Raw genomic sequence first — 19,183 nt, forward strand, 5'->3', positions numbered from 1 at the left:
TGTAGGGTACTTCAATTGTAGATACATACGTAATCCAGAAGCATTTGCTTCTTAAATATAAGGAGGAATGAACATTTGAAACAGGATCCGAAAAACAAAGGTGTAAATGAACACAGCAAGGACAGGCAGCTTGAGGAATTCCGCATGGATAACGCAGGCAAGAAACTGACGACGAATCAAGGGGTAAAGGTTTCGGAGGATGAGCATTCACTGAAAGCAGGTACCCGCGGACCGACCTTGATGGAGGACTTTCACTTTCGGGAAAAAATGACGCATTTTGACCATGAACGCATCCCTGAACGGGTTGTTCATGCCCGCGGGTTTGGCGCACATGGCTATTTCCAGGTGTATGAATCCATGGCAGAATACACCAGGGCCAAGTTTCTGCAGGACCCATCTGTGAAAACCCCAGTCTTTGTCCGGTTCTCAACCGTTGCCGGCTCCCGGGGCTCGGCAGACTCTGTACGTGATGCCCGCGGATTTGCCACCAAGTTTTACACGGAAGAAGGCAATTACGATTTAGTCGGCAATAATATCCCGGTATTCTTCATCCAGGATGCCATTAAATTCCCGGATCTCGTTCATTCATTCAAGCCGGAGCCGCATAACGAAATGCCGCAGGCTTCAACGGCCCATGATACGTTCTGGGATTTTGCAGCCAACAATACGGAAACTGCCCACATGATCATGTGGACAATGTCAGATCGTGCCATTCCGCGCAGCTACCGCATGATGGAAGGCTTCGGTGTTCACACATTCCGGTTTGTGAATGAGCAGGGCAGGGCACGATTTGTAAAGTTTCACTGGAAGCCGGTTCTGGGCACGCATTCACTTGTTTTTGACGAAGCCCAAAAGCTTGCCGGAAAGGATCCGGATTTCCACCGCCGCGACCTTTGGGAAGCCATCGAAATGGGAGACTACCCCGAATTTGAGCTGGGTGTCCAGATGATTGATGAAGAAGATGAATTCTCCTTCGATTTTGATATTCTGGATGCAACAAAGCTGTGGCCGGAGGAAATGGTCCCGGTAAGGATTATCGGAAAAATGACCCTGAAACGAAACCAGGATAACGTGTTTGCTGAAACAGAACAAGTCGCGTTCCACCCTGGGCATGTGGTACCTGGCATTGATTTTTCAAATGACCCATTGCTGCAGGGCCGCCTGTTTTCCTATACAGATACACAGCTGATCCGCTTAGGCGGACCAAACTTCCATGAGATTCCGATCAACCGTCCTGTATGTCCATTCCATAATAATCAGTATGACGGCTATCATCGCATGACCATCAACAAAGGGCCGGTTGCTTATCATAAAAACTCGATGCAGAATAATGATCCAAGCCCTGCTACAGCAGAAGAGGGCGGCTATGTTCATTATCAGGAAAAGGTCGAAGGGCGCAAGGTGCGTCAGCGGAGCGACAGCTTCAAAGACCACTACAGCCAGGCGAAATTGTTCTGGAACAGCATGTCCGAAGTAGAAAAGGAGCATATTATCGAAGCATTCCGCTTTGAAGTTGGCAAGGTGCAGAACAAGGATATAAAGCAGCAGGTTGTCGATATGTTCAGTAATGTGGATCTTTACCTGGCTGAACAAATTGCCCTTGGTGTCGGCGCGAAGGTGCCGGATGCGGCGGCAGAATCCAAAGTCACGCTTTCTTCTCCGGCATTAAGCCAAATGAATACAGCCAAATCAGCTAAGACCCGGAAAGTAGCCATTCTTGCTGATAATGGGTTCGATTATTCAGAAGTCAAAAGCGTAATGGAAGCCTTGAAAGCGGCTGGGATCATGCCGGAGATTGTCAGCAGAAACCTGGGCATGATTAAAGGTGACGGCGGAGAACTGGAAGTTATGAAAACCTTCCTGACTTCTCATTCCGTGATGTATGATGCCATTTATGCTGCAGGCGGCAAAGAAAGTGCAGAAGCGCTGAAAAAGGTGCCGCAGGCCAGGGAATTCGTCAGTGAAGCCTACAAGCATTTTAAAACGATTGCGTTTGGCGGCGAGGGAGCGGAATTGCTGCCTCCAGAAGCCTTAAACATGCTGGGGCAATCACAAACACTCTCTGATATGGGGATTGTAGAAATCAGAAGCGGAGATACATCCTCCAGTGAGAATTTAATCAATACGATTGCCATGCACCGTCATTGGGGACGTGCCATATAAAATGCATTTGAAGCCAGCTGCCTGTTAACGGGCGCTGGCTTTTTTCTGCTCTTCTGATTAAATTAGTATCACCGAAATAATGAAAGGTATTTGGCCGGTAAATGCTTCATATTGGCCGGTATTTTCTTGAATTTGGCCGGTAAAACAGTATAATTGGCCGGTAAATCCTCCGTTTCGGCCTGTATTATACTGTTCTGCCCCTGCCCGACAGCAAACAGCATTAAAAATTCCCCATTCAGCAGGTATTCTTCGCCTAAAATAAGAATTCTTTAATATTCCGCCTGCCAAAACAAAGCAAAAAATGACAGGCAGCCAAAAAAAGATAAAGATAAGATATACATAAGGGAGTGATCAGTAATGTCATGGGTTGAATCCCTGCAGAAGGCTATTGATTATATAGAGGAGCATTTGCTGGATGAGGATTTTTCAATCCAGAAGGCTGCGGAGGCAGCAAACTCCTCCGTATTTCATTTTCAGCGCACATTCGCTATTCTGACAGATATGCCAGCCGGCGAATATATCCGGAAAAGAAAGTTAACTCTCGCTGCACAGGACCTGGTCCGTACAGACCTTAAAGTGATTGATCTTGCTTATAAATACGGCTATGACACTCCCGAAGCTTTTACAAAAGCTTTCCGCAGGCAGCATGGCATCACTCCAACAGAAGCCAGAAATTTTTCCGGAAAGCTGAAATCCTATAACCGCCTGGTGATCCAGGTGAGTCTGAAAGGGGCAGAACCAATGCAATATGCAATTGTCGAAAAAGAAACTTTTCAAGTAGCCGGTATCAGAAAAGAGTTCAGTTTAATTAATGAAGAAAATCTGGCAGGCATCCCGAAAATGTGGCATGAAGTGAACAGTAACGGAACCTCCGATAAGCTATTCAAGCTAAATAATGGGGATATCAAAGGAATTCTAGGCGTGTGTGTGGATAACCGCAGCCAGAAGCCTGACAGCATGGACTACTGGATCGGGGCAAGCTTCAAAGGTGATAAGCCTGACAGCTTCGATACCCTGGAAGTTCCGGCCTCCAAATGGGCGGTGTTCGAAGTACATGGTGCCATGCCGCAAGCCATGCAAAACACCTGGAAAAAAATCTTCTCGGAATGGTTTCCATCAAGCGGCTATGAACATGCCGCTGCACCTGAACTGGAAGTGTATACTGCCGGTGATGCATCCAGCCAGGATTATTATTCAGAGATCTGGATTCCGGTAAAATAACAATTTAAAAACCTGCAGATGCCAGATCTGCAGGTTTTTGCATCTAAACCTTCTTCTTCGGGATCTTCCCAATCCCAAGCTCCCTGGCTTCTTTCTGCAGAGCTTTGATCAGACTGAAGGTCATTAAAGCCATGATAACGGAAAAAGGAAGAGCTGCTGCAATCATTGTATTCTGCAGTGCCTGCAGTCCTCCGGAATAAAGCAGAACCAATGAAATGGCAGCCAGCATTATACCCCACACCAATTTAATCTTGTTGCCTGGGTGATGTGAGCCATTTGTTGTCATCATACCCAGGACATAGGTGCCGGAGTCGGCAGAGGTAATAAAAAATGTGCAAATAAGCAGGATGGCGATGATCGACAGCACCGTTCCCATCGGCAGGTTGGAGAATACGCCAAACAATGCTTCCTCAGTAGCCAATTCAGAGATCTTCGCTGTGCCCTGATGCTCCTGCATAATGGCTGTTCCCCCAAAAGTGGCAAACCAGATGAAGCCGATGAGTGACGGAACAAGCAGAACCCCAAAGACAAATTCCCGGATCGTTCTCCCTTTTGAAACACGGGCAATGAAAATGCCAACGAACGGCGCCCAGGCAATCCACCAGGCCCAGTAAAAAATCGTCCAGCCATTAATCCATTCCCTGACCTCCGGATTCAGCGGCGCAATCCTGAGGCTCATGCCGGGCAAATATTGAAGATAGCTTCCAAGTGTATTGGTGAATAGGTTCAGTATAAATAATGACGGTCCAAGAAAGAACGCCAGAACAAATAGAACAGCCGCAAGAATCATATTGGCATTGCTCAAAATTTTGATGCCTTTTCCCAGTCCTGAAAGAGCTGAGAGGACAAATAGGACCGTAACGATCACGACAATGATAAACTGCACTGTGAAATTGACAGGAAGGCCGTATAAATAGGACAATCCGCCATTAATCTGTACAGCTCCAAACCCCAGTGTTGTTGCCACACCGATGACAGTTGCTACTACTGATAGAATATCAATGACTTTTCCTGTAACCCCCTGTGTACGGTCTCCCAATATGGGCTTTAAGGTGGCACTGATTAAACCGGGTTCCCCATGACGGAAATTAAAGTATGCCAGCACAAGCGCAACAATTCCATAAATCGCCCATGCATGGACACCCCAATGGAAGTACGTATATCTCATCGCATTCTTAATCGCCTCGTCCGTCCCCACAGCACCGCCGGTTGGAGACCCGACTGCATAGTGATAAATCGGTTCTGCTGAACCCCAGAAAACCAGCCCGATTCCCATCCCCGCACTGAACAGCATCGCAAACCAGGTAGGGCGGGAAAATTCCGGTTTATCATCCTGCTTCCCAAGCTTGATTCTTCCTAAAGGGCTGATTAAAAAATATAAACAAACAATGACAATAAACGAAACAAGAATCAAATAATACCAGCCGAATTTATCGGTGATAAAAGCCTGCAAATTGGCTGTAACACTCTCCAGTGAATCCGGGACAAACACACCGAATAAAACAAGCAATAATAAAATTCCGACCGATATATAGAAAACCATTAAGCTATTCTTCACATGCAATCCCCTTTCTTCTCATGCTGCTTCCTTTAGGATTCAATATATGGTTAGTAATTATGCGGCGGAAAAATAAATTTGCAGGAAATTCCCATATACTGACGAAATTCAAAGGTATCTGGACAAGGAGGTAAGTGAATTTGCTGACATTATTCCGCTATAACTGGCAAGTGCGTGATGAGTGGCTTGAATGGTGCCGTCAGCTCTCAGCCGAAGAGCTGAATGCCAGCCGGACTGGAGGAGTTGGAGGCATTCTGGAAACCCTCTTTCATATAGCAGATGTAGAATACAGCTGGATTTGTGTGGTACAGGGCAAGGAAGTGAAGGATCCTCTGTTTTCCGACTATGCCCAATTGGATAAAGTAATGGCACTCTCTGAAGAATACCGGCGGGGATTAGAACGCTTTTTTAAGGAGGAATGGCCAGTCCAATACAATGAGTTTGTTACACCGCCATGGATGGAGAAGCAATATAAAAAGGGAGACATCTTGAACCATGTGATTGCCCATGAAATCCATCACATTGGACAGCTGTCAGTTTGGGCAAGGGACCTGAATCTCCCGCCTGTATCAGCCAATTTGATCGGAAGGAGATTAATTAAATATGATCAGACAACTTACTGAACAAGATCATGAAATGTGCTTTAGTCTTTTAAAACAGCAGCCGGCTGAGAATCTGTTCATTATTGGAGATATTGAAGCATACGGCTATGAACAGGACTTTCAAAAGGTGTGGGGGGACATTGGGGAAGACGGCAAATTAAAGGCCGTTTTATTAAAATACGAAGAAAATTTCATCCCCTATGCAGCAGGAGACTTTGACGCCAAGGGATTTGGGGAGAAAATGCTCGAGGACGCGAACTTTGGAATGATGTCCGGCCTGAAAGCTGTAACGGCGAAAATTGAACCTTATGTTTCTCACCGCATAAAAAGAAAGCGGGAAACCTATTATGCAAAATGCATAAAGTTAAATGCTGAAGGTGTTGAAGTTTCAGCAGTGTGCCAGGCTGGTCCTGAAGATGCAGAACAGCTGGTGGAGCTTCTGAACAGCATTCCTGAATTCAGCGATTCAGCCATTACTGTTGAACGAAAGCGCAGGGTGCTAAAGGATGGCTCATCCCGTTCCTTCTTTATCAAAGAGGATGGAAAGATGGTCAGCACTGCTTCAACAACAGCTGAAAATTCCCTTTCAGCCATGGTTGTAGGGGTAGCAACAGACAGTGAATTCAAGAAGAAGGGGTATGCCACTCAGTGCATGGTCAAGCTCTGCCGCCAGCTTCTTTCGGAAAATAAAGAGCTGTGCCTGTTTTATGATAACCCGGCAGCCGGTGCAATCTAAAACGCATCGGATTTGAAGATATAGGTTTTTGGATGATGTACACGATAGAGAAGAAAATGCTCTGAAAAATCCAGGGCATTTTTTTTGTGAAAAAATTTTAAAAAAATCGTCGAATAGGACATAAATCACCGAATTAATTTTTACGCTTCCATAAAATAGGGTTTGGGGGATTGTTGAATATTTTATGGGAGGGGTAGAAATGTATCAGCTTATCGCAATGTATGCAACTGTTTTCTTTGTTTTCCTGCTGGCGCTGGCTTTTGCGTTTGTTTACGGTGAATCCAAGCGCAGCGGTGAATATAGCGCCATTCAGGAAAAAGGATATAAAATCAGGAAATTCTATTTTCTCGGACTTATTGCCGTTATGGCTTTTGCCTCTGTTATGACGCTTGGCAGGCTGCCGTATGACCGCAATCAGGCAGAAGCGGAAGGGTTTAGTGAAACGAAGGTAGTGAAGGTAACTGGAATCCAATATGCGTGGGAGATGAGTGAGGAAAGGTTTAAGGCTGGGGATAAAGTTCAATTTGATGTGACAGCCTCGGATGTTACCCACGGTTTCGGCTTATATAATGAAAAAATGGAGCTTGTCGCACAAACTCAGGCCATGCCTGAATATACCAATACCGTATATTATACATTTGAAGAGCCTGGAACGTATCAGATATTATGCCTTGAATACTGTTCAACCGGACATCATGTGATGGTCAAAGAAATTGTTGTAGAACCGGAAGGGGGAGCATCTGATGAATGAAGGCATTCACCCTTTAGCCAGGAAAGCAGTGATATGGCACCTGGCAGTGACTGCACTTGTTATAATTCTTATGATGATCTTTGGGGTCATTATGCTGATGAATCAGGGGGAAATGATCAGCATCACACCGCAGTGGTTTTATAAAATCATGACTGCACACGGTACAGGCATGGTTGGCATCGCGGCTTTGGGCGGAACGGCCATCCTATGGTACTTCCTGTCTAAATACGTAAAGCTTAACCCTGCCATCCTCATTGTAAACTTTGTCCTTTTTTTAACCGGAGTCACAATGGTTCTCATCGCTATTTTTGTCTTTGACTTTTCCGATGGATGGACGTTCTTATATCCGCTTCCTGCCCAGTCAGCCAAAATGTATGGGATTGCAGGGGCAGTTTTCTTCTTATCTGGCATGCTGATTCTCGGCATTGGCTTTTTACTTCTGTACATGTACCTGGCTGCAAGACTGACAGCAGTTTATGGAGGCCTTGGAAAGGCGCTTGGATGGGATATCATTTTTAGGGGGAAGAAAGGATACGGGCCGCCTGCTGCTGTCGTGGCTACAGCCATGGTCATCATCACCAACTCGACTGCACTGCTGGCAGGGGCCACGGTGCTGGCCGCATCACTGGTGAATATTATCAATCCGGCCATTACGATAGATCCGATGCTTGCCAAGCATCTTACCTATGCATTCGGCCATATCTTTGCCAACTGCACCATCTATATGGCTGTTATTGCCGTTTATGAGGTCCTGTCAGAATATACAAAACGGCCTTGGAAAGCTAATAAAGTTTTTCTAATTGCTTGGAACTGCTCGACACTTTTTACCTTAATGATTTATACGCACCATCTACTGATGGACTTTGCAGTGCCAAAATGGATGCTCATCATTGGACAGGTGTTTTCTTATGCAAACGGCTTGCCCGTTATGGTCGTTACGGCCTACGGAGCACTGATGATTGTCTACCGCTCGCGGATGAAATGGGACTTTGCTTCAAGCCTGTTTTTCCTTTCCATGTTCGGTTGGGTGGCAGGAGCCATTCCGGCCATCATTGATGCCACCATTGTTGTCAATCATGTGATGCATAACACGAAGTGGGTTCCTGGCCATTTCCATACGTATATGGGAATGGGTGTAGTCGCTATGATTATCGGATTTATGTATTATTTCAATAAAACCGAAGGCAATCAGCAGCACAGGGGAATCGATACATTCACCATTGCGCTCTATTTTACGTTTTTTACGGGTCTCGTGGGCTCATTCCTTTATGCCGGCGGAATCAGTGCTCCGAGAAGATGGGCAGAGCACCTGCCGCAGTGGGTACTGTCCGACCAGATAGGCGCTGTCAGCGGAATCTTTATCGTTCTGGCTGCGATCATCTTCACCGCAAGGTTTTTTGCCGGTTTAAGAAGTGTTGGCACGAACGTACCTTACAATAAAAACTCAGCTGCTGGCTGATTGCTGAATGCTCTGGAGTTTCTCCGGGGCATTTTTTCATGTTATACTAATAATTGGAAAAACCCTAAATATAAACAGGTGATCTATGAAACAATTTAATTGGAAAATATCATCATTACTGCTGACGGGGATTGGAATTTCCAGGTTGGGAGATTTCATTTACCTGATTGCTATTAATCTAATTGTCTATGAAATGACCAAATCGGCTGCCGCTGTGGCAGGCTTATGGATTATCGGCCCTATCACTTCCGTTTTAACCAATTCATGGAGCGGGGGCATGATTGACCGGAAGAATAAAAAGAGCATCATGATTTGGACGGATGTGGCCAGGGCACTAGGTGTAGCGCTGATACCGTTTCTCGGAAGCATCAGCTTCATTTATGTAGTCCTCTTTCTGATCAGCATAGCGAAAGCCCTATTTATGCCGGCTTCCGCCACGTATATAACCAAGCTGGTTCCAATCGAAAGCAGAAAAAGATTTAACTCTATCAACAGTCTTGTGACTTCAGGCGCTTTCATCGTAGGACCAGCCATCGCCGGCGGCTTATTCTTGATTGGAACCATTGAAACAGCCATCTTTCTAAATGCGGCTTCTTTTATTTTTTCAGCTGTCATCATTTGGCTGCTGCCGGACATGGATAAAGATTTGGGGGAGGCTTCAATCAAAACGTCAGCCTATGAAACGCTCCGGGATGATTGGAAGCAGGTCATTGCGTTTGGCAGGAGAGAGGCTTTTTTCATCTCTGTCTACGGATGCTTCCTGGCATTTGGTTTGTTCTCTCTCGCAATGGATTCGCAGGAGGTTGTTTTTATCCAGGATGTTGTCGGGCTGACAGAAGCGGACTATAGTTTCCTTGTCAGCATCACGGGAATCGCCTTTGCGGTGGGAGCTCTCTTTATCACCATCGCTTCAAAAATGCTTAGTATTAAACAGCTCATGGGCTATGGCATGCTTTTGGTGGCTGCAGGCTATATGATTTATGCATTGGCAGACTCTTTTATTATGGTTGTTATTGGATTTACTGTACTCGGCATTTTTAATGCCTTTTCAAGTGCGGGATATCAAACCTTTTACCAAAATAATGTGCCTGTTGAAATCATGGGCAGAATGACAAGCGTGATCGGTGTCATTCAAAGCTTTACGCAGATTATCTTGCTCATGGTTATCGGTGTTCTTGGTGACCTGTTTCCGCTCCGCTATACGATTGTCATTTTAGCAGTCCTGAATTTACTTCTTTCTCTATATGTCTGCCTGCAGCTTTTAAAACCCGGGAAGCAGCAGTATTTTTCTGAAACAACTTCCGCTTAAAAAGAAATGCCGGCCCAAAAGGACCGGCACTGTAATTAATTCCGCATTATGATATAAATCAAATAAATAATGTAAGAGGCTGCGAGAAAGCCCCCTTCATATTTTCCAATGGCATAATGGCTTCTTGAAAAGATAAGGAGCACGATTGTAATTAGAATTAAGATTGTAATATCGATGAACATTTTAGGGTCCACAGGAAGTGGGGATATGGCAGCGGATGCCCCAAGGACGAAAAGGATGTTAAAGATATTGCTTCCTACGATATTTCCTAAAGCAATTTCACTCTCTTTTTTTATGGCAGCAGCGACAGAGGTCACCAGTTCCGGCAGAGATGTCCCGATGGCAACAATCGTTAAGCCGACCAATGTTTCACTCATCCCCAATGAAAAGGCGATCTCTGTACTGCTTCTAACAACCAGGTCACCGCCAAAAATAATGGCAGCCAATCCGGCAATCGTTAAAAGACTTTGCTTTGTCCATTGGGCGGGACTTGTTTTGACAGAAGCAGACTCTGTGCTGCTTCGGCTCTCCCGGGCCACCTCAAATAAGTAGTACATGAATACGGCAAATATGAGCAGCAGCACAAGGCCATCACTGCGTGAAACCACATTGCTGCTGATAGAGTCAAGATATTTATCACTGATGAAAATCATAAGAGCGGCAGTGGCAAGCAAAGTAAAGGGAATCTCCTTGCGGATGGTTGCACTTTCGACTTTTAAAGGAAAAATCATGGCGGTCACACCGACCACCAGCGTGATATTAAAGATATTACTGCCGACAACATTTCCTATAGCCACATCGGCATTTCCATCCAGTGCAGCGAGAATGCTGACAGTGGCTTCAGGTGAACTCGTTCCGAATGCAACGATTGTCAGCCCGACCAGCAGCGGGGAAATCTTCAGAAACCCCGCAATTTTAGAAGCCCCATCCACAAAAAAGTTTGCCCCTGCAATCAATAAAGAAAATCCAATAATTAAAAGTAAATATGACACCTTAACGAGTCACCTCCTGTTTTTACTGTGATTATCCATTTATGGATTCAATCAAAAGCCGTTGCGGCTTCATTTGATATCTGTTTGTTCTTCCATAACCTTATACCAGCTTTCAGTTTCTGCGGAATCTTTGCTGTTCACAAAGATCTGCTCATTTTTAAGATCAATGTACAGAATCGGCGTATGGCCTTTCTGTATGAATAATAAGCTGCTGCCATAGCCTGTCACTTTAAAATGTCCCTGTGAAAGGGTGGGGAGGCCGATTCCATTCTGCTTCCAGGTTACCTCAGGCATCTCCTTCAATAATTGAACAGACTGAATATCCCGATATTCCCATTCGTCTCCGTACATCCCGGAGATTTCAAATGAATGCTCTGCTAATGCCATTTCATAGCCTTTATGGCTGGAGACAGTCAGGTAAATGAGGGGCACAAGGGTCACAATGATAATAATGAGAGAAATAATATAACTTCGTTTTCTTTTAGCCGGCACTTCATATCTCGATAAATAAATGAATCCCCCAAGTAAAACAATCATCATAAAGCCGAATTGCACTTCCATTGCAAATCTGAATCCGGTAAATGATAAAGGCAGAAGCACCAGCATCCCGATAGCGGTGCCAATGAGCAGGCTGCCGGTTTTTTGCGGATAACCGCTGTTAATTAATTGTTCTTTTTCGATCTCAGACCGCGAGGCGAAACCGGAAATGAGCCAGTAAGCTTTTTTGAATCGTACAGCCCATCCTAGAATCAGGAAGAGCAGGATTACAGAAATTTGAGTAATGACAAGTCCAATCATGGCAAAAACCTCCTTGCTATTCTTTACGGATAAAGCGTCCATTTTGTTTCGGTTTTGGTATAATAATAAGACAGATTTTTAGTTTTATATATGAGGAGGCACATCCTTGAAAAACAAAAACATTTTATTTTATATATTGGTGACGCTATTGATCACTACCGTTGTCAGCATTGTCATGGGCTACCACAGCTTCGGCTTTGGGGTAGGCTTTCTATTCGCATTTTTGTCTCTTTCAACAGGATATTTCTATTCCATGAAAAACCGCGAATACATGCACCAGAATTATCATGCGGACTATGTAGACCGCCTGAAAAATGATAAAAAAATCTAAGAGCGGTTCCGCTGGCTTTCAGCACTCCTCTATTATATGCTTAATTTAAAATCTATAGAGGAGGCAGGCCATGAAAAACGAGGAAAAGTTGGGATTGCTGCTGGATGTGGAGACCACGGGGCTTGGACCAAATTCCGATGAAATCATCGAACTGGCATTAAAGCTATTTTCCTATCGTGCCGACACAGGGGAGATTCTTGATATAAAGGATAAATCCACCTTCCTGCGGGAGCCCATCAGCAACTCGGCCAAAAACAATTACAGCCGTGCATTCAGAGTCCACGGTATTCCTTATGAAGCGGTCAGCGGAAAATACTTTGATGATATCAAGATTAAAAAATACTTTTTTCACGCTGATTCGGTTTTCGCTCATAATGCATCCTTTGACCGCAGCTTTTTATACCGGATGTACCCTGAAGATATTAACGAATTAAAATGGTATTGCACAATGAGAAGTGTTCCATGGAAGGAATACGGCTTTGCAGACAGCAAGCTGCTCACCCTTCTTCAATCCCACCGGATCGCGGATAGTCAGACACACCGCGCCATGGATGATATTACATACCTTTTAGAACTGCTGAAAAAAACAAATCCGGCCGGTGACTTCTATCTGCGTGATGTTCTGGCAAAAGGCCCGATGAGGAAATACCAGCCAGCAGCCCAAGGCCGGCTTGGCTAAAAGTCTATACAGGAAAAAGAGTGCATCCGGCACTCTTTTTCTTATTCATTCTTCAGCAAAGGAAGGGTGATGTTGACTGTCGTCCCCTTGTCGATTTCACTATCATACTCAATCGTTCCCTGCATTTCACGAATGATTTTGTTCGTCACCATGCTCCCCAGGCCTGTTCCCTTAGTTTTCGTTGTGTAAAAAGGCAGACCGATATTTTGTAATTGCTCGGATGTCATACCCCGCCCATTATCCGCAATCGTTACTTTAACCGTATTAAGAAAATAATCTGGTGAAGTATCTATAGAGATTCTTCCTTTTTCCTGAATTGATTCAATGCCATTCTTGATCACATTCATGATGGCCTGTTTCAGGTGATCTTCATCACCCCTCACATAAAACGGCCCTTTATTCCCGTACTCAATCACTACATTTGAATAAGAAGCATGCGGCCTCATGAGCAGGACGCAATCCTGGATCACCTCATGCAGGGGGACATTAGCCAGATGGAACTGTTCGGGCTTTGAGACTTTAAGATAGTTGGTAATGATGCTGTTTGTGCGATCCAGTTCTTCAATTATGAGAGGGGAGAACTTTTTAAAGTTCTCATCCGCCGTATCCTGGCTCAAATATTGAATGAAGCCCCTCACAGTGGATAAAGGATTTCTAATTTCATGGGCAATCGAAGCTGCCAGCTGGCCGACCATTGTCAGCTTATCCATATACACCATTTCACTGATCTGTTTATTCGTTCTGAATAGACTCTCAATTATCAGTATTAGAGCAATGAAAGTCAGGTAAAATGCTGCGAAGTAGGTCAGATAAAAAAAGGTGTCCAGAAACATGACGGCTGTCGCAAGGATGGCTATATACAGATAAAAATAAAAAAAGAGAATAAATGAGCCAGTAATCACCCGGTGTTTGGAATTAAGAAACACCCTCCTAAAGGAAAATGTAATCACAAATGATAAAATAGATACCAAAATTCCAATATAAATAAACTGGCCGCCTATTACATAGCGGCTAATGACGGTGCTCAGCATCACAATGGATCCCGGCAGCCATCCAGCATACAGTGTCACAATCATGATCGCGACCATGCGCAAATCAAAATGGGTTTCCCCCAGTGTTTCAATGGGGTAAAACATACACAGAAGTGCCCCGAATGAGCCAAGCAGGCCATATATCAATTTCTGCTTAAAGGTAAGGGGTGCCTTTGTCTGATAGGGAAAAAGCAAATTTCCGTTAAACGTAAATGAGAATAGTATCGTAATATTTACCAATAAAGGTTTAATCAGTGTAACCAATAGTCTCCTCCGTGAGTTATCAAATTAAAAGGCCGCTTCTTATGGGCGCAGGATTTGTTTTACCCGGCCAACCTGCCCATCTTCAAGCCTTACTTTAATACCATGCGGATGGGAAGGGGACTTCGTTAAAATGTCTTTCACAATTCCTTCTGTCAGCACACCTGTCCGCTGATCCTTTTTAAGAACGATCTTCACTTTTAATCCTGGCGCTATGGCAGCGCGATTCTGACCCTCCATTACACACCTGTCCGTTTCCGCTGATTATTGGTCTTCTTAGTCTGCTGGCTTTTCAGCGCTTTCGTGGATTTAACCGGAGCATTATTGAACGTTCCGCCTGACTGACCCTGCTTTTTATTCATTAGCTGCTGTTTCATTGCTTCTTTAAGGCTGATTTTCTTTGGTGCATTGTCTTCTATATTAGTCATGTTAGAGTCTCCTTTATTTACATATCCCTCTATTATAAATCATTAACCTATTAAAGGAAATTTCTCAGAGAAATATTCTTTTCACCTGTAACTTTTCTGAAAAATAAGTCTTTAGTATCACGAAATTCCATACAAAACCATGCTTTCCTCCTATTTCGAAAATACTGAATATTTTATAATATTTAGATTACAGAAATAGATTATAGGGAGTGAGTATATTGTTAAAAGTTCTATCAACTTCAGCTTTAACCCTTGCTTTAGCAGGAAGTGCCGTTTTTGCAGGAGCCGGACCGGCAGATACACAGGCTAAGCAGGAAAACAAGTATCAAATCAATCTTGCACATCATGTCGGTGCGTCTCCAGAGCTTGCTGCAAAAGCGAAGGAACTGGGAATCGATCTGTCAAAGGCAGATCCGGCTGAGAAAGCTGCCAAGGCAGGAGCGAAATTCCAGCAGCCTGGCGACAATCATGTGGCATATAAAGAGGCAACAGGGGATATTCCAGTTCTGGTTCTTCTGGCAAAGTATCCGAAAGGCGATGAGCCGGTTGGAGATATGCCTGGACAAGTTCCGGCTAAATATTATGAGGATTTAATCTTTGGGACAGAATATAATCCTTACGAGCTTCCTCAATTCCAGAAATATGATGGACCTGATGTTCCAAAGGACCGCACGATGCAAAACGCTTATAAAGAATCCAGCTATGGAAAAACGAACCTGGTCCGCAAGGAAAATACAGAGTTTGTCTGGGTGGAGATGCCAAAAGGTGCTTCCTACTATCTGGATCAGGAAGGTAAATATGCTGAAGGCGGTAAATATGTAAATGGGAACGTCAATGGTGATGCCCATACAGGTGAATTCATCCGCGACTTGCTGAAAGCGGCAGACGATCAGGTTGACTTTTCAAAGTATGCTGAAAATGGGGAAGTGCCTAACGTTTTCGTCATTCATGAAGGAACAGGGGCTGAATTCAGCCGTGACCCGGCCCAGTTCTGGTCTCATAAGTGGAATATCCTGAGTGCCCTTTATTATGGAAAATACTATGAAACTGGCCAGCCGGCACCAGTAAAAGAAGGAATGGCTGAAGAAGCATGGATAAACAAAACTGTTAAAGAAGATATGACGTATGATGGCGTAATCGTTAACAATTACAACATCCAGCCAGGAATCGGCGGTAACGTGGCCGGATTTGATGCAGCAACAAATACGTATAATGATGAAGCAAAAACAGGTCCATTCCCTGCTCAAACTGGGGTTTATGCCCATGAATTTGGACATGCCCTGGGATTGCCTGATTTCTATGATACGGTTTATAGCTCTGAAGGGGTAGGGAACTACTCGATGATGGCAGGCGGATCATGGCTGCGCTATCCGAATAAACCTGAATTTGGCGGAAACTCTCCGGCACACTTTGATCCATTCTCTAAGATTTTCTTAGGATGGGTAAATCCGGTTGAAGTGAAACCCGAGGATGGCGTGCAGGAAATCACATTGCCTGCAATCAATAAAGCAGATGCTGACAACGGCATTGTCAAAATGGAGGTGCCAGGCTCAAATGGTACTGAATACTTCCTATTTGAAAACGTTCAGCAGGACGGCTTTAATAAAGGGTTTATCCGCCAGGGTGAAGACGCTAAAGGCTTAGTGGCGTGGCATGTAGATGAGAACATCATCAACCTGTACCAGACAGCCGGCTTCCGTCCAAACAATGTTGAAAATTGGATGAACAAACGCTTCCAATACAACCAATCCGAAACAGCGAGTGACGGAACAGTTGTAACACATTACGGATTATCTGTCCTTCAGGCTGATGGGAAGTATGACCTAGAGAAAAATAAAAACCGCGGTGATGCAGGTGACTTCTTCAAAACAGGCAGCAAAATCACACCTGTCTCCGGAAAGGTTCATACTGGCTCTTACTATTTCTGGAAGGGCAACAGCTCAACACCGGCTGACTCCGGAATCCATGTAACAGACATTAAAGAAAAAGCGGATGGATCCATCACAGCGAAATTCTTCTATAACTCGAACAGCAGCACAAAATAATAGACTGAAAATCCGAGCAGGGTGACCTGCTCGGATTTTTGTTTAAAGACTATTTTTCTCATATACTTTCAAATTAGCATATAGGGCACCGATAACAGGGGCACTCAAATCCAGTATGTCAGCTTTCTCCAGCAAATAGCCAAAGAAGTGATCAGCTTCGATCGCCTGCCTCTTTTCCATATCGCGCTGAAGGGAGGACTTCATTTCATAGCCCATTTCATGTATTTTTTTCATCTGGGATTCTTCAATCCCTTCAGCCAGCGGAGCACCCAGGCCTCTCATAATGGCAGATGCCTCTTTTAGAACCTCTTTAATCGAATTCAATCCGAAAGCCTGCTCGCGGATCGGACCGATAGGTGAGCGGAACAGGGAGGTGACACCGGAAAGTGTGGAGATAAACAGGTACTTATGCCACATCTCCTGTTCGATATTTTCAGAGAGTCGAAAGTTTGATTTTGTACCTGAAAAGGCCTCTTGAAGCTTTAAAATCCGCTCCGTTTTTTCGCCGGAACGCTCCCCGAAAACCAAGTCATGGACAGGGCTGGTATGAACCACTGTCCCATTTTCACCAAGAGTGGTTTCAATAAAACAAAGTCCCCCGAGAACGTTCTCTTCTCGAAAAGCAGCTGTCAGCTGATCCATATGGGCAATTCCATTTAAGAGAGGAAGAATCATAGTATTATTGTCTGTGTATGGACGGATATCCCTGATGGCTCCCTCAAGATGATAAGCTTTGGTAGAGAGCAGGATGACGTCGAATGAATCTGCCTTTTCTCCAGCCTGAATCGTTTTTGGTTCCGAAAACACCATTTCTCCATGAACACTTTCCACGCGCAGCCCATATTTCTCAAGCTGCTGCTTTCTTTTTTCCCTTACCAAAAAAGTAACATCCATACCTTTTTCCAAAAGCCTTCCGCCAAAATAGCCACCAATGGCTCCGGCTCCGACTATTAATATCTTCATATTATAGTGCCTCCTTTGGTTAAATGGAAAAGTGCACGCATGTACGTGCACTTTTTGCTAAGTTAAATAGAAGAATACCCCGATTATGGATACCACGCAAAAAAGTAATTTAATAGAAAGAGAGAGAGAAGCTTCACCTTGCGCATTTATTCTCTTCTCTTCCTCATTTACTGCTTCCCGGTATTTGGGATTACAGCAGCCCATTAAGCAGATCTCTTCCAGCCGGAAATATCCTCTTCAAGCGGCAGATTATTCGCCCGAGCTTTTTTAGCAGCGGAGAAGAACAGGGCTACAAGAGCAACTGTACCGATTGCACCGCCAATCCAGGCAGTATTCCAGGATAATCCGAAACCGATTGGTGCGTTTAAGATATACGTTAAGACCATCAGCAGCATGAATGTGCCAGGAATAAGCGAAATCCAGTAATTTTTCTTTGCGATATACAAGTACATGGCACCGACAAACAGTGCGATGACCGCTGTTGATTGGTTTGCCCAGCTGAAGTATCTCCATAAAATGTTAAAGTCGATTTGCGTTAGTGCCAGTGAGACCGCGAACAAAGGAGTAGCGATCCACAAACGGCTTGAGAATTTCTTCTGAGCAAAATTAATATAATCAGCAATAATCATCCGTGCACTCCGGAAAGCCGTATCTCCTGAAGTGATTGGAAGAACAACAACTCCAAGAACAGCAAGTGTTCCGCCGATCGCACCAAGCATCATAGTGGAAGCTTCACTGACGACTGCTCCCGGACCGCCGTTTGCAAGGAAATCACTTAATCCGTTATAGCCATCAAACAAGCTCATCGCAGCAGCCGCCCAGATCATCGCGATAATTCCTTCTGCAATCATCATGCCATAGAAAATTTTGCGTCCCTGATTCTCATTTTGAGTTGTGCGGGAGATAATCGGTGTCTGTGTCGCATGGAAGCCGGAAAGAGCACCGCAAGTAATCGTGAAAAACAGCAATGGAAAAATAGGTGCATTAGCCGGGTGGAAATTCTGCAGTGAAATTTCGGGAATATTAGCGCCGGTCGCAACTAACCCGATACCAACCCCAAGTGCACTGATTAAAAGCAATGCTCCAAAGTATGGGTATAAGCGGCCAATAATTTTATCAACAGGCAGTAAAGTCGCCAAAATGTAATAAATGAAAATTGCAGCAATGATGAGGGTTACAGATACCTTCTGATCCATCACCACATAAAGCAGATCAGCCGGAGTCGTAACAAACACCGTACCAACCAATAACAGAAGCAGAACAGCGAAAGCGTTCACAACATGCTTCATGACTTTCCCGAGGAACTTGCTCGCAAGCTCAGGCAAATGTGCGCCGCGGTTGCGGATGGAAATCATTCCTGTTAAATAGTCATGAACAGCACCGGCAAAAATACAGCCGACCACGATCCAGATAAAAGCTGCAGGCCCGTAAAGAGCTCCCATGATCGGACCGAATATCGGGCCGGTACCAGCAATGTTCAACAGCTGGATTAACGAGTTCTTTGGCGTGCTCATGGCGATATAATCCACACCGTCAGCATGTGTATAGGCAGGTGTTGTTCGTGCCTCCTTCACACCGAACACTTTTTCAACATACTTGCCGTACGTAAAATAACCTACAATTAAAAGTGCAATACAGGATAAAAAAGTAATCATATTAATCCCCCTTTATGAATGCGTTTACATTAATTATATAAAAGAAGGAGAAAATTTGAACAATTTGTGTCCAACATGTAAAAAATGAAGATTAAAAGGCAATGAAGGGGGATTAAGATGCATGGAAAGATGTGAATGATTCGAAAATTCGCTATATTTTGAGCTACCCCCCCACCAAAAAAAACAAAAAAGCACCGTCCC

The 19,183-nt window shown here is 44.4% G+C and carries 17 protein-coding genes and 1 pseudogene; 10 read left to right on the top strand and 8 right to left on the bottom strand.

Going from position 1 to position 19,183, the window contains the following annotated elements; all coding sequences use genetic code 11:
• Window positions 1-75: 75 nt before the first annotated feature.
• Window positions 76-2,163, top strand: a complete 2,088-nt coding sequence (locus CHI10_RS10760; protein WP_095244291.1) for a catalase — start codon at window positions 76-78, stop codon at window positions 2,161-2,163.
• Between the two features lie 357 nt (window positions 2,164-2,520).
• Window positions 2,521-3,384, top strand: coding sequence for an AraC family transcriptional regulator (locus tag CHI10_RS10765; protein ID WP_095244292.1), 864 nt, complete (start codon window positions 2,521-2,523; stop codon window positions 3,382-3,384).
• Window positions 3,385-3,427: 43 nt separating this feature from the next.
• Here CHI10_RS10765 and CHI10_RS10770 read toward each other — a convergent pair whose 3' ends face one another.
• Window positions 3,428-4,942 carry a glycine betaine uptake BCCT transporter gene (locus CHI10_RS10770; protein ID WP_095244293.1) on the bottom strand — a complete coding sequence of 505 codons (1,515 nt, stop codon included), beginning with the start codon at window positions 4,940-4,942 and terminating at the stop codon, window positions 3,428-3,430.
• Window positions 4,943-5,082: 140 nt separating this feature from the next.
• On the opposite strand from CHI10_RS10770, the gene CHI10_RS10775 reads away from it, so the two are divergent.
• The 5 genes and pseudogenes from CHI10_RS10775 to CHI10_RS10795 all read left to right on the top strand — a co-directional run bounded on the left by CHI10_RS10775 (window position 5,083) and on the right by CHI10_RS10795 (window position 9,799).
• Window positions 5,083-5,565: a DinB family protein gene (locus CHI10_RS10775; RefSeq protein ID WP_095244294.1), complete on the top strand. Its 483-nt coding sequence runs from the start codon at window positions 5,083-5,085 to the stop codon at window positions 5,563-5,565.
• A pseudogene (locus tag CHI10_RS10780) lies at window positions 5,546-6,345 on the top strand (GNAT family N-acetyltransferase). Before CHI10_RS10775 ends, CHI10_RS10780 begins: the two are co-directional and overlap by 20 nt.
• A gap of 134 nt (window positions 6,346-6,479) precedes the next feature.
• Entirely contained in the window at window positions 6,480-7,031 is a 552-nt protein-coding gene (locus CHI10_RS10785; protein ID WP_095244295.1) for a cupredoxin domain-containing protein, read from the top strand.
• On the top strand, window positions 7,024-8,490 hold the full coding sequence (locus CHI10_RS10790; protein WP_095244296.1) for a cbb3-type cytochrome c oxidase subunit I: 1,467 nt from the start codon (window positions 7,024-7,026) through the stop codon (window positions 8,488-8,490). The genes CHI10_RS10785 and CHI10_RS10790 overlap by 8 nt, the downstream gene beginning before the upstream one ends.
• Window positions 8,491-8,575: 85 nt before the next feature.
• A complete protein-coding gene (locus tag CHI10_RS10795) occupies window positions 8,576-9,799 on the top strand; it encodes an MFS transporter (protein ID WP_095244297.1) in 1,224 nt (407 codons plus the stop codon).
• A gap of 35 nt (window positions 9,800-9,834) precedes the next feature.
• Here CHI10_RS10795 and CHI10_RS10800 read toward each other — a convergent pair whose 3' ends face one another.
• Together CHI10_RS10800 and CHI10_RS10805 are read right to left on the bottom strand one after the other, a co-directional pair.
• Window positions 9,835-10,791, bottom strand: coding sequence for a calcium/sodium antiporter (locus tag CHI10_RS10800; RefSeq protein ID WP_095244298.1), 957 nt, complete (start codon window positions 10,789-10,791; stop codon window positions 9,835-9,837).
• A gap of 69 nt (window positions 10,792-10,860) precedes the next feature.
• The gene (locus CHI10_RS10805; RefSeq protein ID WP_095244299.1) at window positions 10,861-11,589 is read right to left on the bottom strand and encodes a DUF3784 domain-containing protein; all 729 of its coding nucleotides are present in this window, start codon (window positions 11,587-11,589) and stop codon (window positions 10,861-10,863) included.
• A gap of 106 nt (window positions 11,590-11,695) precedes the next feature.
• On the opposite strand from CHI10_RS10805, the gene CHI10_RS10810 reads away from it, so the two are divergent.
• Window positions 11,696-11,920: a hypothetical protein gene (locus CHI10_RS10810; RefSeq protein WP_095244300.1), complete on the top strand. Its 225-nt coding sequence runs from the start codon at window positions 11,696-11,698 to the stop codon at window positions 11,918-11,920.
• A gap of 70 nt (window positions 11,921-11,990) precedes the next feature.
• On the top strand, window positions 11,991-12,599 hold the full coding sequence (locus tag CHI10_RS10815) for an exonuclease domain-containing protein (RefSeq protein ID WP_095244301.1): 609 nt from the start codon (window positions 11,991-11,993) through the stop codon (window positions 12,597-12,599).
• 41 nt (window positions 12,600-12,640) lie between these two features.
• On the opposite strand, the gene CHI10_RS10820 is transcribed toward CHI10_RS10815, so the two are convergent.
• From CHI10_RS10820 to CHI10_RS10830, 3 genes are read right to left on the bottom strand one after another with little or no spacing between them, the layout of a single operon-like run.
• Window positions 12,641-13,894 carry an ATP-binding protein gene (locus CHI10_RS10820; RefSeq protein ID WP_095244302.1) on the bottom strand — a complete coding sequence of 418 codons (1,254 nt, stop codon included), beginning with the start codon at window positions 13,892-13,894 and terminating at the stop codon, window positions 12,641-12,643.
• Window positions 13,895-13,933: 39 nt separating this feature from the next.
• Window positions 13,934-14,131, bottom strand: coding sequence for a YwbE family protein (locus CHI10_RS10825; protein WP_095244303.1), 198 nt, complete (start codon window positions 14,129-14,131; stop codon window positions 13,934-13,936).
• Window positions 14,131-14,319 carry a hypothetical protein gene (locus CHI10_RS10830; RefSeq protein ID WP_095244304.1) on the bottom strand — a complete coding sequence of 63 codons (189 nt, stop codon included), beginning with the start codon at window positions 14,317-14,319 and terminating at the stop codon, window positions 14,131-14,133. The genes CHI10_RS10825 and CHI10_RS10830 overlap by 1 nt, the downstream gene beginning before the upstream one ends.
• 209 nt (window positions 14,320-14,528) lie before the next feature.
• On the opposite strand from CHI10_RS10830, the gene CHI10_RS10835 reads away from it, so the two are divergent.
• Complete coding sequence (locus CHI10_RS10835) at window positions 14,529-16,364, top strand: M6 family metalloprotease domain-containing protein (protein ID WP_286137302.1); 1,836 nt, start codon at window positions 14,529-14,531, stop codon at window positions 16,362-16,364.
• A 42-nt stretch (window positions 16,365-16,406) separates the two neighbouring features.
• Here CHI10_RS10835 and CHI10_RS10840 read toward each other — a convergent pair whose 3' ends face one another.
• Together CHI10_RS10840 and CHI10_RS10845 are read right to left on the bottom strand one after the other, a co-directional pair.
• Window positions 16,407-17,327 (bottom strand): ketopantoate reductase family protein, encoded by a 921-nt coding sequence (locus CHI10_RS10840; protein WP_095244306.1) that lies wholly within the window; start codon window positions 17,325-17,327, stop codon window positions 16,407-16,409.
• 203 nt (window positions 17,328-17,530) lie between these two features.
• Complete coding sequence (locus CHI10_RS10845) at window positions 17,531-18,982, bottom strand: carbon starvation CstA family protein (protein ID WP_095244307.1); 1,452 nt, start codon at window positions 18,980-18,982, stop codon at window positions 17,531-17,533.
• Window positions 18,983-19,183: the final 201 nt, after the last annotated feature.

It is taken from the genome of Bacillus sp. 7894-2 (assembly GCF_002272225.1).
In the GTDB taxonomy this organism is placed as follows: Bacteria; Bacillota; Bacilli; order Bacillales; family Cytobacillaceae; genus Cytobacillus.

Excerpts from the sequence above, each read along its gene's own strand:
- CHI10_RS10785 (WP_095244295.1), top strand. The coding sequence starts at position 6,480 with ATGTATCAGCTTATCGCAATGTATGCAACTGTTTTCTTTGTTTTCCTG.
- CHI10_RS10825 (WP_095244303.1), bottom strand. The coding sequence starts at position 14,131 with ATGGAGGGTCAGAATCGCGCTGCCATAGCGCCAGGATTAAAAGTGAAG.
- CHI10_RS10805 (WP_095244299.1), bottom strand. The coding sequence starts at position 11,589 with ATGATTGGACTTGTCATTACTCAAATTTCTGTAATCCTGCTCTTCCTG.
- CHI10_RS10830 (WP_095244304.1), bottom strand. The coding sequence starts at position 14,319 with ATGACTAATATAGAAGACAATGCACCAAAGAAAATCAGCCTTAAAGAA.
- CHI10_RS10815 (WP_095244301.1), top strand. The coding sequence starts at position 11,991 with ATGAAAAACGAGGAAAAGTTGGGATTGCTGCTGGATGTGGAGACCACG.
- CHI10_RS10795 (WP_095244297.1), top strand. The coding sequence starts at position 8,576 with ATGAAACAATTTAATTGGAAAATATCATCATTACTGCTGACGGGGATT.
- CHI10_RS10840 (WP_095244306.1), bottom strand. The coding sequence starts at position 17,327 with ATGAAGATATTAATAGTCGGAGCCGGAGCCATTGGTGGCTATTTTGGC.
- CHI10_RS10845 (WP_095244307.1), bottom strand. The coding sequence starts at position 18,982 with ATGATTACTTTTTTATCCTGTATTGCACTTTTAATTGTAGGTTATTTT.
- CHI10_RS10765 (WP_095244292.1), top strand. The coding sequence starts at position 2,521 with ATGTCATGGGTTGAATCCCTGCAGAAGGCTATTGATTATATAGAGGAG.
- CHI10_RS10790 (WP_095244296.1), top strand. The coding sequence starts at position 7,024 with ATGAATGAAGGCATTCACCCTTTAGCCAGGAAAGCAGTGATATGGCAC.